The organism is Marinobacter sp. L-13 (assembly GCF_056857715.1).
On record NZ_JBSXNQ010000063.1, the window covers coordinates 136,386 to 150,413 of the forward strand.

At 56.6% G+C, this 14,028-nt stretch carries 10 protein-coding genes; 9 read left to right on the forward strand and 1 reads right to left on the reverse strand.

Annotation, left to right across the window (positions count from 1 at the left end; all coding sequences use genetic code 11):
- Window positions 1–4 precede the first annotated feature (4 nt).
- The 4 genes from AC13DD_RS16355 (at window position 5) to AC13DD_RS16370 (ending at window position 4,649) form a co-directional block, all read left to right on the forward strand.
- Window positions 5–1,219: a patatin-like phospholipase family protein gene (locus AC13DD_RS16355; RefSeq protein ID WP_039881905.1), complete on the forward strand. Its 1,215-nt coding sequence runs from the start codon at window positions 5–7 to the stop codon at window positions 1,217–1,219.
- Between the two features lie 88 nt (window positions 1,220–1,307).
- On the forward strand, window positions 1,308–2,210 hold the full coding sequence (gene prmB / locus AC13DD_RS16360; protein ID WP_014577196.1) for a 50S ribosomal protein L3 N(5)-glutamine methyltransferase: 903 nt from the start codon (window positions 1,308–1,310) through the stop codon (window positions 2,208–2,210).
- 37 nt (window positions 2,211–2,247) lie between these two features.
- Entirely contained in the window at window positions 2,248–3,342 is a 1,095-nt protein-coding gene (gene aroC, locus AC13DD_RS16365) for a chorismate synthase (RefSeq protein ID WP_008171766.1), read from the forward strand.
- Window positions 3,343–3,485: 143 nt separating this feature from the next.
- Window positions 3,486–4,649, forward strand: coding sequence for an MFS transporter (locus AC13DD_RS16370; RefSeq protein ID WP_199185519.1), 1,164 nt, complete (start codon window positions 3,486–3,488; stop codon window positions 4,647–4,649).
- A gap of 3 nt (window positions 4,650–4,652) precedes the next feature.
- On the opposite strand, the gene AC13DD_RS16375 is transcribed toward AC13DD_RS16370, so the two are convergent.
- Complete coding sequence (locus AC13DD_RS16375) at window positions 4,653–5,525, reverse strand: LysR family transcriptional regulator (protein ID WP_482931493.1); 873 nt, start codon at window positions 5,523–5,525, stop codon at window positions 4,653–4,655.
- A gap of 424 nt (window positions 5,526–5,949) precedes the next feature.
- Here AC13DD_RS16375 and leuC point away from each other — a divergent pair, with 424 nt between their 5' ends.
- From leuC to AC13DD_RS16400, 5 genes are all read left to right on the forward strand, one after another.
- A complete protein-coding gene (gene leuC / locus AC13DD_RS16380) occupies window positions 5,950–7,368 on the forward strand; it encodes a 3-isopropylmalate dehydratase large subunit (protein ID WP_482931494.1) in 1,419 nt (472 codons plus the stop codon).
- 16 nt (window positions 7,369–7,384) lie between these two features.
- Window positions 7,385–8,032, forward strand: coding sequence for a 3-isopropylmalate dehydratase small subunit (leuD, locus tag AC13DD_RS16385; protein ID WP_482931495.1), 648 nt, complete (start codon window positions 7,385–7,387; stop codon window positions 8,030–8,032).
- A 60-nt stretch (window positions 8,033–8,092) separates the two neighbouring features.
- Entirely contained in the window at window positions 8,093–9,166 is a 1,074-nt protein-coding gene (leuB, locus tag AC13DD_RS16390; RefSeq protein WP_041645234.1) for a 3-isopropylmalate dehydrogenase, read from the forward strand.
- A 131-nt stretch (window positions 9,167–9,297) separates the two neighbouring features.
- Window positions 9,298–10,413 (forward strand): aspartate-semialdehyde dehydrogenase, encoded by a 1,116-nt coding sequence (asd, locus tag AC13DD_RS16395; RefSeq protein WP_273156528.1) that lies wholly within the window; start codon window positions 9,298–9,300, stop codon window positions 10,411–10,413.
- A 318-nt stretch (window positions 10,414–10,731) separates the two neighbouring features.
- Window positions 10,732–13,980, forward strand: coding sequence for a motility hub landmark protein FimV (locus AC13DD_RS16400; protein ID WP_482931496.1), 3,249 nt, complete (start codon window positions 10,732–10,734; stop codon window positions 13,978–13,980).
- Window positions 13,981–14,028: the final 48 nt, after the last annotated feature.

Genomic DNA, 14,028 nt, shown 5'->3' on the forward strand with positions numbered 1-14,028 from the left:
GATTATGGGCACATCAAAGGATGACGATCAGGATCCAAAGGACAAGCCCTCAGAGAAAGATCCGCAGGACAACGTCTCGAAGGTCCTGAGCAGCTCTGATGTCTCCGCTACCCGTGCTCCGGCAAACCCGGAAAAAGGCAAAGACCGGAACAAACCGCGCAAGACCGTGGCTCTGACGCTGGGAAGTGGTGGTGCCAGAGGGTATGCCCACATCGGCGCCATCGAAGTTCTGGTGGAGCGTGGCTACGACATCGTTGCTATCTCCGGCTGTTCCATGGGGGCCCTGATCGGCGGTATGTTCGGAGCCGGCAAGATGCAGGACTACAAGGACTGGGTTACCGGTCTGGGCCAGTTCGATGTCCTCAAGCTCCTGGATGTAACGTTCAATTCCGTGGGCGCTATTCGAGGCGAGAAGATTTTTTCGGTTGTAAGGGAAATGCTGGGAGATACCCGGATCGAAAACCTGCCCATTGCCTTTACGGCCGTGGCGACAGATCTGCTCGCCCACAAGGAAATCTGGTTTCAGGAAGGGCCTCTGGATCAGGCTATCCGCGCTTCGGTGGCGATTCCAAGTGTTGTCACACCTCTCGTTCTCAATGGCAGAGTCCTCGTGGACGGTGCCTTGCTCAATCCTTTGCCAATCATCCCGACCATTTCCTCCCACGCTGACATCATCGTTGCGGTCAATCTCAGTGGCGAGGATGACCGCCGTCGACGGATTCCGGACGCTGCGTTTACTCCGGGCGAGGCTGAAAACACGGATATGGACGAGTGGGTGGATACCATCCGTGAGAAGGCCTCGCGCTGGTTTGACTGGGATGCCCTGAAATCCCTGACTGCCCGGAAGCCGGACAACGGTGACAGCCCGGAAGAAAAGATCAGCCGGGCAGTGCACAAGAAAGAGCATCAAAAGCAGACGGAGAAGAAGCCGGCTTACAAGAAGAGCCAGGAAGAGCACGAAACCATCGACTGGGACAAGCTCGGGATCGGCAAATTCGATGTGATGAACCTCACCATCGAGACCATGCAGAGTGCGCTTGTGCAGTACAAGATCGCGGGCTACCCGCCGGATTTGCTGGTGAATATCCCGAAGAATGCCTGTCGGAGCTACGATTATCACAAGGCCCCGGAATTGATTCAGCTGGGCCGTGAGCGGATGGCTGCTGCGCTGGATCGCTTTGAAGAAAGCCGGAACAGCTCCGGGCCTCTGGCTATCTGAACAATTTGTTGGCGGGGGCGGGCTGCAGTCGAGCGGGTAAACAGCGTATAATCCCGCGCTAACACGCTCTTGCACAGGATGTACGTTAGTGACCAGCCCTATTGACGACCTTCACAGCGTTCGGGATTACCTCCGCTACGCCTCCTCTCGGTTTGCTGCTTCGCCGCTGTTTTTCGGGCATGGCACGGACAATGTCTGGGATGAAGCTGTTCAGCTGGTTATGCGTAGCCTGCACCTTCCCCTTGAAAACAACACTCTGTTCCTGGATGCCCGTCTAACGCGGGAAGAGCGGGAGCTGGTACTGGAAAGAATCGCCCGGCGCGTGGATGAGCGCGTACCTCTGGCGTATCTGCTCGGTGAAGCCTGGTTTATGGGCATGCCCTTTCATGTTGACGAACGGGTGTTGGTGCCGCGTTCCCCCATTGGTGAACTGATCGAGAATGGCTTTCAGCCGTGGCTCGGAGACAAGCCGGTGGAACGCATCCTTGATCTTTGCACCGGGAGCGGGTGCATTGGCATTGGTGCGGCATCTGTTTTCGGCGAGGCGGAAGTCGATCTGTCGGACATTTCTCCGGATGCACTTGAAGTGGCTGAATCCAATATCGACCTGCACGGAGTCCGCGAGCGGGTCCGTACCGTACAATCCGATGTCTTTGACAATATTGAAGGTCGCTACGACGTCATCGTTAGCAACCCGCCCTATGTGGATGCAGACGATCTCTCCAGCATGCCGGATGAGTACCGCCACGAACCTGAGCTGGGCCTTGCCGCCGGTAAAGACGGGCTCGACATCGCTCACAGAATCATTGCCAAAGCGGCCGAACATCTTACTCCTGGTGGACTACTGGTCGTGGAAGTCGGTAACAGCTGGGTTGCAATGGATGAGGCGTATCCGGATCTGCCACTAACCTGGCTGGAGTTCGAGAATGGGGGCGATGGCGTCTTTCTGATCACCGAGCCGGACCTGCGTCAGTGGCAGGCTTCCAGTTAAACTGAATTCTCATAAAAGCTGAACAAGATACTGAATTATGTCGGGAAACTCTTTCGGAAAACTGTTTACGGTTACCTCATTCGGCGAGAGCCACGGGCCTGCGCTGGGGTGCATCATTGATGGCTGCCCTCCGGGACTTGAGCTTTCGGAAGCGGACATGCAGCGGGACCTGGATCGCCGAAAGCCAGGCACATCCCGGCACACAACCCAGCGTCGTGAAGCCGACGAGGTGAGAATCCTCTCAGGCGTTTTCGAGGGTAAGACCACCGGAACGCCGATTGGCCTGCTGATTGAAAACACCGATCAGCGGTCCAAGGATTACTCAAAGATCTCCGAACAGTTTCGGCCGGCTCACGCTGATTACACCTACATGCACAAGTATGGTGTTCGCGACTATCGCGGCGGTGGTCGTTCGTCTGCCCGTGAGACCGCCATGCGGGTTGCTGCGGGTGCTGTTGCGAGAAAGTTCCTAGAACAGCGCCTGGGTATCCGGATTCGCGGCTATCTGTCGCAACTGGGGCCCATCAAGGCCGAGAAACTGGATTGGGATCAGGTTCACCAGAACCCGTTCTTCTGCCCGGATGCGGACAAGGTTCCCGAAATGGAAGCTTATATGGATGCCCTGCGCAAGGAGGGTGATTCCATCGGTGCCCGGATCAACGTGGTTGCCGAAGGCGTGCCACCGGGTCTCGGCGAGCCGATCTTTGACCGCTTGGATGCGGATCTGGCTCATGCACTGATGAGCATCAATGCGGTGAAGGGCGTCGAGATTGGCGCCGGTTTTGACTGCGTCGACCAGAAGGGCACCGAGCATCGTGACGAGATGACGCCGGAAGGGTTCCTTTCGAATAATGCCGGTGGTGTGCTTGGAGGTATTTCCTCAGGGCAACCGATCGTGGCCAGTATCGCATTGAAGCCCACGTCGAGTTTGCGCTTGTCGGGTCGCAGTATTGATGTGAACGGCGATCCCTGTGAAGTTATTACCACCGGGCGGCACGATCCATGTGTCGGTATCCGGGCGACGCCGATTGCGGAGGCGATGATGGCCATTGTGTTGATGGACCATTACCTGCGGCATCGTGGGCAGAATGCGGATGTTTCTGTTTCTACGCCGGTGATTGGGCAGCTCTGATTTTGTTTGTCAGGCTTGGTGAAGCTGCTTCGGCGGCACTCACTGCCCAAAAAAAGCCCGTGAATACTTCCCTGTAGGGCTTGGTCGCGCCATCCTTGGCGCTCCACATTTTTGGGCAGTGAGTCCCGCCAAAACAGCCGGACTTGCGGGGTATTTCTATCTACTGGCGCCTCTCTAACCTCTATTTCTGGTTCTTCGCCCTCCTTGGCGGGCTCTTGCCGTATTGGTCCCTCTACCTTGCGGGCCAGGGCTTTTCCTACCTCCAGATCGCCACCCTCATGGCGACGATCCAGCTCACCAAAATCATTGCGCCCAGCGTCTGGGGTTGGCTCGGCGACAAGACCGGCCAACGGGTTCGTCTGGTCCGGTTCGGCGCCATCATCGGCTCGCTGTTCTTCGCCGGTGTGTTCATGGAACCGGGGTTCTATGGCCTGCTGCTGGTCATGCTGGCGTTCACGTTTTTCTGGAATGCGATCTTGCCGCTGTATGAGGTGATCACGCTTCGAACCCTGGGCGAGCAGAAAGAGAAATACGGGCGGGTTCGGCTCTGGGGCTCGGTGGGGTTCATCGGAGCGGTTGCGCTGGTTGGCGGTTTGCTGGAACTGGTGCCGATTCAGAATCTCCCGTGGTTGTTGCTTCCGGTGTTTGCGGGCATTGCCGTATCCGCATTTCTGGTGCCTGCGGAGCGAGGTGAGCGAAAGCCGCCGGCTCCGAAAGGCAGTTTAAAGGCCATCGTCACGCACCCGGCAGTGGTGACGTTTTTTCTGATGAATTTCCTGCTGCAGGTTTCGCACGGAGCTTATTACACGTTCTTCAGTATCCATCTGGAGCAGCACGGCTACGGCAAGCTGTCGATTGGTTTGCTGTGGTCGCTGGGTGTGTTTGCGGAGATCGCACTGTTTCTGGTGATGCACCGGTTAACGCGCAATTTCACGGTTCGCCAGATTGCGATCGGCGCGCTTACGCTCACCATGATTCGATGGGTACTGATCGCGGAGCTGACGGATGTTGTCCTCGTCCTGCTGTTCGCCCAGCTGCTGCACGCAGCATCCTACGGTGCGCTGCATGCAATCTCTGTCCAGTACATCCAGGGCTTTTTTGGCAAGCACCATCACGGGCAGGGCCAGGCGCTATACAGCGGCCTCACCTTCGGTGCTGGCGGTGCGCTTGGGGCCTGGTTGTCGGGCTTCCTGGTGGATGGGTTCAGTACCTCGGCGGCTTTCTGGGGTGGTGCGGCCGCCATGGCCGTCGCAATCGTGATCACCTGGCGAGGCCTTCGGCCGCCGCCAGCCCATGGCGAGGGTTAAACCTCAGGCGCTTTCCTCTTCCTGTACGATGGCGAGTAACGCTTTGGCCGCGTTGCTGAGCTGCCGCCCGGATAACCCGATCCCCCCGAGGACACGAGAAACTGGCTTGCCCACATCCAGTACCCTAAGGCTGTCGTCAATCATGCGCAGGGGCAGCACACTCCAGCCCAGGCCCACACTGGTCATCATCTTGATGGTTTCCAGGTAGTTGGTTGGCATTTGCGGGTTCAGGTGCAGATTCGCCTCCAGAAACAACCGGCTCACAACCCGATAGGTTGCGGTGCTGGTGTCGGGCAATAGTGCCGGGTGGTCTGCTAGGTCTGTAAGCCTCGGATTTTCGAGTGACGCCAGGGGGTGCTCGGCGCCCACCACAAACACCATCTGGTCCGGCCATTGGGCAAACACATGAAAGCTCGGTTCCATGCTGTCACTCAGCGTCACGAATGCCAGCTCCGCATTACGTTTACGCATCTGCTCGTAGGCGGCATCGGATTCCATGAACTGCAGGTTGATGGACACCTGAGGGTATTCCCGTTTGAACCGTCGTAGCCAATTTGGCAAATGATGCAGACCGATGTGATGGCTGGCGATGATTTGCAGCTCGCCCTGGACTTGTCCAGAGTCCGGCGACAACGCCACCCGGGCGTTGTGAATTTCATCGAGGATCCGACGTGCATGGGGAAGCAAACGACTGCCGGCATCGGTCAGACGAATCTGGCGGTGGCTACGATCGATCAGGCTGGTGCCAAGCTGGTTTTCCAAGGCGGCCAGGCGTTTCGAGATGGCCGGCTGTGTCAGGTGCAGGATTTCCGCGGCTTCTGAGAAGGAGCCCTGATCGACAATGGTCAGAAAAGCTTTTAATGCGTTTGAATCCATGCATTCGTTCCTGATTTTCAATTTGGCCGAAGGTCCCGAGTTGGAACAGCGTTTTCAAAACACGCCGACAAGCACGTCCATGTGGGCTCGAATCGGGCCATCCCTGGCCCTCTACGGTTTTGAAAACGCTGCTCCAACCCGCTCCCCAGAGTGTGGCCAATATCCGCAGCGCATGGGGAGTATGGAGGGATGAGCCTCCCAAAACCGTGGAGCGCCAGGGATGGCGCGACCGAGCCCTACATGGATGTATTTACGGGCGTGTTTTGGGAGGCTTATCCCTTCATGCGACCTTCTCAGAATCTTAAAGTATTACCATAAGGCATGCGATAGATAAAAAACATGAATTGAGGTTATCCGGTCGCAGGCGGTAAGATACCGTTATCAAACGTCAGAACCAAAAACCCCCAGAGAGTGAGAGAGAACCATGGCGGGCAAAACCTTATACGACAAATTGTGGGACGATCATCTCGTCAAACAGCGCGACGACGGCTCCGCGTTGATTTATATCGATCGTCAGTTACTGCACGAAGTGACATCACCCCAGGCATTTGAAGGCCTGCGTCTGGCGGGGCGGAAGCCGTGGCGGATTGATGCCAACATTGCGACGCCGGACCACAACGTGCCTACCACGGATCGTGATCGTGGTGTCGAAGGTATTGTTGACCCGGTTTCCCGGATCCAGGTGGAAACACTGGACAAGAACTGCGACGAGTTCGGGATTCTAGAGTTCAAGATCAAGGATCAACGCCAGGGCATCGTGCACGTTATCGGGCCCGAGCAGGGCGCAACGTTGCCGGGCATGAGTATTGTTTGTGGGGATTCCCATACATCTACCCACGGTGCTTTCGGTTGCCTGGCTCATGGTATTGGCACCAGTGAAGTTGAGCATGTGCTGGCTACCCAGTGCCTGGTGCAGCAGAAAATGAAAAACATGCTGGTGAAGGTCAATGGCAAGCTGGGGCCGGGCGTTACCGGCAAGGATGTTGTGCTGGCCATCATTGGCAAGATCGGGACTGCCGGTGGTACCGGGCACGCCATTGAGTTTGGGGGCGAAGCCATCCAGGGCCTGAGCATGGAAGGGCGGATGACCATCTGCAACATGTCCATCGAAGCCGGTGCGCGGGTTGGTATGGTAGCGGTTGATGACACCACCATCGAATACGTTCGCAATCGTCCGTTTGGGCCCAAGGGCGAGCAGTGGGATGCTGCAGTTGAATACTGGCGCACCTTGCATAGCGATAGCGATGCAGTCTTCGACAAGGTTGTTGAGCTCGAAGGCTCGGAAATCCAGCCGCAGGTGAGCTGGGGTACGTCGCCTGAAATGGTGGCCGGAATTGATGGCAAGGTGCCCGATCCGGAACAGGAAGCCGATCCGATCAAGCGTGAAGGCATTGTTCGCGCTCTCAAGTACATGGGTTTGCAGCCCAATATGGCGATTACCGATATCAAGCTGGATCGTGTGTTCATTGGCTCCTGTACCAACAGCCGGATTGAGGATCTGCGCGAGGCCGCGGCCGTGGTGAAAGGGCGGAAGGTGTCGCCGATTCTGAAGCAGGCCATGGTGGTTCCCGGTTCCGGTCTGGTGAAAGCCCAGGCGGAGCAGGAAGGTCTGGACAAGATCTTTATCGAAGCCGGTCTTGAGTGGCGCGACCCGGGCTGTTCGATGTGTCTGGCCATGAACGCCGACAAGCTGGGGCAGGGGGAGCATTGTGCTTCCACGTCAAACCGGAACTTCGAAGGCCGTCAGGGCTTTGGCGGGCGTACCCATCTGGTGAGCCCGGGCATGGCTGCTGCTGCCGCAGTAACCGGTCATTTCGTTGATGTCCGCGAGCTGATGAACTGATCCACAGGAGAGAACCATGCGCGCATTGAAGCAACACCAGGGCGTTGTCGCCCCCATGGACCGTTCCAACGTGGATACGGACATGATTATTCCCAAGCAGTTTCTGAAGTCCATCAAGCGCACGGGTTTCGGCCCGAACCTGTTTGATGAGTTGCGGTATATGGATGAAGGCAAACCGGATCAGGATTGTTCCACCCGTCCGATTAATCCGGATTTTGTCCTGAATCAGGACCGCTACAAGAACGCCAGTGTATTGTTGGCGCGACGTAACTTTGGCTGTGGTTCAAGCCGGGAGCACGCACCCTGGGCTCTGGAGGATTTCGGGTTCCGGGTAATTATTGCTCCGAGTTTTGCCGATATTTTCTATAATAACTGCTTTAAGAATGGGTTGTTACCCATTGTTCTTCCTGAGGAAATTGTCGATCGTTTTTTCCGGGAAGTGGAGCAGAGTGAAGGCTATCAGTTGGCAGTCGACCTGGAAGCCAGGACTGTAACTACCCCATCCGGCGAAACCTTTACCTTTGAGGTGGATGATTTCCGTCGTCATTGCCTGCTGAACGGCCTGGATGATATTGGCGTGACGCTGGAAGATGCTGAGCTGATCCGGTCTTATGAAGAAAGCCGCCGTAAAACTGCGCCCTGGCTGTTTGGTGCCGGGGGTTGAATAGGCTGTCGGATTACGCTGGCGCTAATTCGACCTGAAGGAATGGAACAAGGAAAAAACATGCCCAGAACTATCCTGATGCTTCCCGGCGACGGTATCGGTCCGGAAATTGTCGCTGAAGCGGAAAAAGTGCTCAACAAGATCAATGATCAGTTCAATCTCGGCCTGAGCTTCGAGTCCGGCCTCGTGGGTGGTGCGGCGATTGATGAAACCGACACACCGCTGCCGGATGAAACCCTCGAAAAGGCCACCAGAGCCGACGCGATCCTTCTGGGTGCCGTGGGCGGTCCTCAGTGGGACAGTCTGCCGATGGCCAAGCGCCCGGAGAAGGGGTTGCTGGGGTTGCGCTCTAACCTGGAGCTGTTTGCAAACCTGCGCCCGGCAATTCTTTATCCGCAACTGGCGTCCGCCTCTTCTTTGAAGCCGGAAGTTGTTTCCGGGCTGGATATCATGATTGTCCGTGAACTGACTGGCGGCATCTATTTTGGTCAGCCGCGCGGTGTGCGCGAACTTGAGAGCGGAGAGCGCCAGGGTTACAACACCTACGCCTACACAGAATCGGAAATTCGTCGTATCGGGCGGGTGGCTTTTGAAGCCGCGCAGCAGCGGGGCAAGAAGCTGTGCTCCGTGGACAAGGCCAACGTGCTGGAAGTGACTGTTCTATGGCGGGAAATCATGAACGATCTCCGCCGGGAATATCCGGACGTGGAGCTATCTCATATGTACGTGGACAATGCTGCCATGCAGCTGGTCCGTGCCCCCAAGCAGTTTGACGTGATTGTGACTGGCAACATGTTTGGTGATATTCTTTCGGACGAAGCGGCTATGCTCACCGGCTCGATCGGCATGTTGCCATCGGCGTCGCTGAACTCCGAAAAGCAGGGCATGTATGAGCCCTGCCACGGGTCTGCGCCGGATATTGCCGGGCAGGGCATTGCCAATCCGCTGGCCACCATTCTCAGTGCTGCCATGATGCTGCGGTACAGTCTGAATGAGGAAAAAGCTGCTGAAGCCATTGAAGCGGCGGTCAGCAAGGTCCTGGATCAGGGTCTGCGAACAGCGGACATCATGTCTGAGGGCGCAAAGAAAGTGTCCACCCGGGAAATGGGGGAGGCGGTTCTGGCTGCGCTGTAAAGAGGCCAGGCCCTGACAGGCGTATTTGAGACCCGACGGCAACGCGATGCAGTTGCCGCGGGATCACCCATCCTGTCCCTGCCAGCGATAAAGGCATGGGGCGGGCATAAAACGAGGTCTGAAGATCGCACATGAAGCGAGTTGGACTTGTAGGTTGGCGTGGCATGGTGGGCTCGGTCCTCATGCAACGCATGCGTGAAGAAAACGATTTCGCCGATATCGAACCGGTGTTTTTCACCACATCCCAGGCTGGCAAGCCTGCGCCGGACGTGGGTAAAGACGACGTTCCTCCTCTGCAGGACGCGTTTGACGTCGAGATTCTGAAAACCATGGATGTTATCGTGACCTGTCAGGGTGGCGACTACACCGGCGCGGTTTATCAGAAGCTCCGTGACGCGGGCTGGGAAGGTTACTGGATTGATGCAGCCTCCACCCTGCGGATGGTCGACCACTCTGTGATTGTTCTGGATCCGGTCAACCGAAACGTGATTGATGCTGCGCTTGAGAAAGGCGTCAAGGACTACATCGGTGGTAACTGCACCGTGAGCCTTATGATGCTGGCTTTGGGTGGCCTGCTTGAACAGGATCTGATCGAGTGGGTGTCGCCCATGACTTATCAGGCGGCTTCCGGTTCTGGCGCTCAGAACATGCGCGAGCTGTTGAACCAGATGGGCGAGCTCAACAAAAGCGTCCAGTCCGAGCTGGATGATCCTTCCTCCGCGATTCTGGAGATTGACCGCAAGGTAACCGAAACCATGCGTTCGGACGGCTTCCCGACCGAGCACTTCCAGGTGCCCCTGGCCGGCAGTCTTATCCCGTTCATCGACAAGCAGCTCGACAACGGCATGAGCAAGGAAGAGTGGAAGGCGGGGGTCGAGACCAACAAAATTCTCGGGCGCTCCGATAACCCGATTCCCATCGACGGCATCTGTGTGCGGATTGGCGCAATGCGCTCCCACAGTCAGGCGCTGACAATCAAGCTGAAGAAGGATCTCCCGGTTTCTGAAATCGAGTCGATCCTTGCGAAAGCGAATGACTGGGTGAAAGTGATTCCCAATGATCGTGATGCGACCATTGAGGAACTTACTCCAGCGAAGGTGACCGGTACCTTGAGCGTTCCTGTCGGCCGTATCCGCAAGCTGACCATGGGGCCGGAATACATTTCCGCGTTTACGGTGGGTGATCAGCTCCTGTGGGGTGCCGCTGAGCCGCTGCGCCGTATGCTCCGGATCCTTCAGGAGCGTTAAAAATTGTTACACAGAGGCAATAAATGCCAACTGTGTCCGGTTTCGATAAACCGGTGAGGGGGCGGAGGCTGATTTCAGCCTCCGCCCCTGTTATTTTCAAGAGCGCTAGGTAGTTCCGCGTGATTGATAAAAAAATGGTACAAGGATTGCGGCTGATTGATTGATTGATAAAAGAGGTTTTATCAACAATACTTGCCGGACTGAAAATTAAAAAGAACACATAATAACGAGAATTATCAAGACGAAAGTCATCCAACCTCGTCCGATTCTGTTTAAAAAAGAGCAGTAACGAATAACGGAGACTGGAAAGGAAAAAGCATGAAGGTACGCAAGCTTGCGGTTGCCCTGGCTCTGGCGGGAGGGCTCGGATCCGGCGTCGCACAGGCCCTGGGGCTGGGTGAAATAGAACTTCAGTCCTATCTGAACGAGCCACTGGACGCAGAGATTGTTCTGCCCCAAAGCCGTGGCGTCAATCCAGCGGACGTGTTCGTCAATATTGCCTCGGAACAGGCATATGAGCGGGTGGGGCTGGATCGCAACCAGTTTCTCAGTAAGCTCAGGTTCCAGGTGGTCACCGGCAATGATGGCAGTCTCATTGTCAATGTGTCCTCCCGTGAACCTCTGAGGGAACCGTACCTCAACTTCCTGCTTGAGTTGACCTGGCCAAACGGCCGGTTAATGCGGGAATACGCCGTTCTGGTGGATCCACCTGTATACGCGGAAGAGTCCGGCGTGCAGGAACAGGTCAGCGCTCCAACAGTCTCCACGTCCCAGGCAACCAGCCAGCCGACGACCACTCGCAGTGCCGAATCAGTTCGTCGCCAGGCTCAGGCCGAGCGGTCGCTGGGTTCCGGATATCAGGCTGATACATTCGGGCCCACCGGAGCTTCAGACACATTGTGGACCATCGCGTCTCAAGTGCGTCCAGACAACAGTGTCTCTATGCAGCAGGTCATGCTAGCAATCCAGGACCTGAACCCGAACGCATTCATTGGCAATAACATCAATCGACTGAAGCGCGGTGAAGTGCTGCGTGTCCCGTCTCTGGACCAGATCCAGAGTCGAACTCGCGCTGAAGCTACTCGCGTGGTTGCACAGCAGAATCAGGAATTCCAGACTCCCCAGCGCACAGTCGATGCAACCGCCGAGCAGCAGGCAGCGTCCGCGCCTCAACAGCAGGCTGGCGCCGGAGGTGATGAACTCAAACTCGTGGTGTCCGAGGACGCCGGCAGTGAGGCCAGCGAAAGTGGCTCCGCGGGCGGTGACAGCGAACTGCCGGGCGGCGTTGATGCCGGCACAGCGGTCGCGATGGAAGAGCTCGAAAGCGCTCGCCGGGAGAACGATGAGCTGAACAGTCGTGTTGAGGACCTGCAGGACCAGGTGCAAACTCTGCAGCGCCTGCTTGAGCTCAAGAATACCCAGCTTGCTGAAATGCAGCAGACTGCTGGTGATGAAACGGCAGAGCAGACCGCACCCGTTGAAAGTCCGGCTGCCGATGACGGAGCAGCGGAATCTGTCGCCATGGACGAGGCCGTTGAAGGTGATACGGCACCCGTCGATTCGGACATGATGGACGGTGAAGCTGGGGATGCGGAAGCTGCGGGTGAATCAGGCGACATGGCCGAGTCCGAGGCTATGGTCGATGAAACTGACGAAATGGTCGGTTCCGATCAGGCAACCGATGATCAGATGGGTGCCGATGCCGGTGACGCATCAGAACAGGCTGAAATGTCTGGAGCGGATGAGCCCGCGGTTGCGGCTACCGATGATGCGGTTGAAGCAACTGAGGCGGCGGAGCCAGCCCCGACACAAACAGAGCAATCTGCAGAGCCTGCGCCCAAGCCTGCTCAACAGGCTCCGGCTGCCGATAAAGGTTTCCCCGGTAACGTTATTGATGCCATAACTGGTAATCCGATGTATCAGATTGCCCTTGGTGGCGGTCTGATCGTTCTGCTGTTGCTTCTCCTGCTGCTTGCCCGCCGCAATGCAAACCGGGAAAAGGCGTTTTACGAACAGCTGAACAATGAAACCGACGAAGAAACGGATTCCTTCGATCTGAGCCTGGATGAAGAGGATCAGCAATCTGCGGCTGGCGACGCCCTGGCCGAGGCTGACTCTTACATTGCCTATGGTCAGCATGATCGGGCTGCCCAAGCTCTGGAAACCGCAATTTCCCGTGAGCCCAGTCGCACCGATCTGCGCTTGAAGCTGCTCGGTGTCTACGCAGATACCCAGGATCGCGACTCTTTCGAAAAACAATTCGGAGAGGTCGAGGCTCTGGACGATGAAGAAGCGCTGACCACTGCGAACGAGCTGCGCGCGCGGCTGGAAGAGGCGGAGTCGATGCCCAGCATCGATGACCTTGAGTCTCAGTTACGTTCCGATTCGTTTGCTACGTCCTATGATTCTGACGAAACCGGTGATGAGTCCATTGAGAAGCAGGACAAGCCTGAATCTGAAGAACTTCTCGCCGATCAGTTTGATGCTGAGAAAGAAGAGCCGGCCGAGAACGAGTTTGGCGACTTTGATTCGGACCTTTCAGAGACTGACCTGTCTGATTTCGAGCTTGATGAGCTTGACGAATCCGAGGCCAGCAAGGAGGACGCATCCGGCGAGGGCAAAGAAGAAAGCCGTGACGATATGATCGAATACGATCTGTCGGGCCTGGAGCTGGAATCGGACGAAGAAAAGCCTTCGACCGAAGACACCTCCGAGCTTGAGGAGTCCACAGACTGGGATCTGTCTTCGGAATTCGAAGAGGACTCTGACAAGCCATCCGGCGCAGAGCAGGGGCTTGACGATTCTGATGACGACCTGAGCCTTGATCTGGAAGAGGGTGATCTGGACGAAGGAGACCTGGCGGAGGAGCTGCCAGACGAAAGGCCTAAAACCACATCCGAGGAAGGCACTGAGCAGAGTGCTGATACTGACGGCGAATCGGATATTGATTCGCTGGACGAGTCATTCCTGGACGAGCTCGATGCTGAGCTGGACAAGGTAGCCGGTGAAGAAGACGAGCTTGGTGGCACTGAGATGGAAGAATCTTCACTGGATGACCTGGAACTGGACGTGTCCGATGAAGACCTGGCACTGATGGAAGAGTTTTCCGATTCTGCCGATTCAGCCAACTCCGAGGAGAGCGAAGAGGCGTCACTCGATGAAGAGCTTGGTCTTGAGGACACGCTCGGTGAGGGCGATGCAGAGGAAGCGGATCCTGAACAGACGGTTGAAGATGCCGAGGATCTCGAGCAGCTGGGTGTAACCGATGAGCTCGAAGAGTCGGAGACACCTGAGAGTGATCTTGATCTCCCGGTTGCGTCTGATGAGGTTTCCGATGAGTCGCGCAAATCGCAGGCTGCGGACATTGAGGAAAGCGAACTCGGTGACGAGGACGATTTTGACTTCCTGGCCGGAACTGATGAGGCCGCTACCAAGCTGGATCTCGCGCGGGCCTACATCGAGATGGGTGACACCGACGGAGCTCGCGACATCTTGGAAGAAGTCTCCCTTGAAGGAAACGAAGACCAGAAAGCAGAGGCGCAAGACCTCCTTAAAAATCTGTCCTGATCCGTTATAATCGGTTCTGACAGGTAGCAAGCGCCGGCCGCCGGGTAT

What these genes read in the sequence shown, in the direction of transcription:
- AC13DD_RS16355 (WP_039881905.1), top strand. Translation starts at nt 5, where the DNA reads ATGGGCACATCAAAGGATGACGATCAGGATCCAAAGGACAAGCCCTCA.
- aroC (WP_008171766.1), top strand. Translation starts at nt 2,248, where the DNA reads ATGTCGGGAAACTCTTTCGGAAAACTGTTTACGGTTACCTCATTCGGC.
- AC13DD_RS16375 (WP_482931493.1), bottom strand. Translation starts at nt 5,525, where the DNA reads ATGGATTCAAACGCATTAAAAGCTTTTCTGACCATTGTCGATCAGGGC.
- leuC (WP_482931494.1), top strand. Translation starts at nt 5,950, where the DNA reads ATGGCGGGCAAAACCTTATACGACAAATTGTGGGACGATCATCTCGTC.
- leuD (WP_482931495.1), top strand. Translation starts at nt 7,385, where the DNA reads ATGCGCGCATTGAAGCAACACCAGGGCGTTGTCGCCCCCATGGACCGT.
- leuB (WP_041645234.1), top strand. Translation starts at nt 8,093, where the DNA reads ATGCCCAGAACTATCCTGATGCTTCCCGGCGACGGTATCGGTCCGGAA.
- asd (WP_273156528.1), top strand. Translation starts at nt 9,298, where the DNA reads ATGAAGCGAGTTGGACTTGTAGGTTGGCGTGGCATGGTGGGCTCGGTC.
- AC13DD_RS16400 (WP_482931496.1), top strand. Translation starts at nt 10,732, where the DNA reads ATGAAGGTACGCAAGCTTGCGGTTGCCCTGGCTCTGGCGGGAGGGCTC.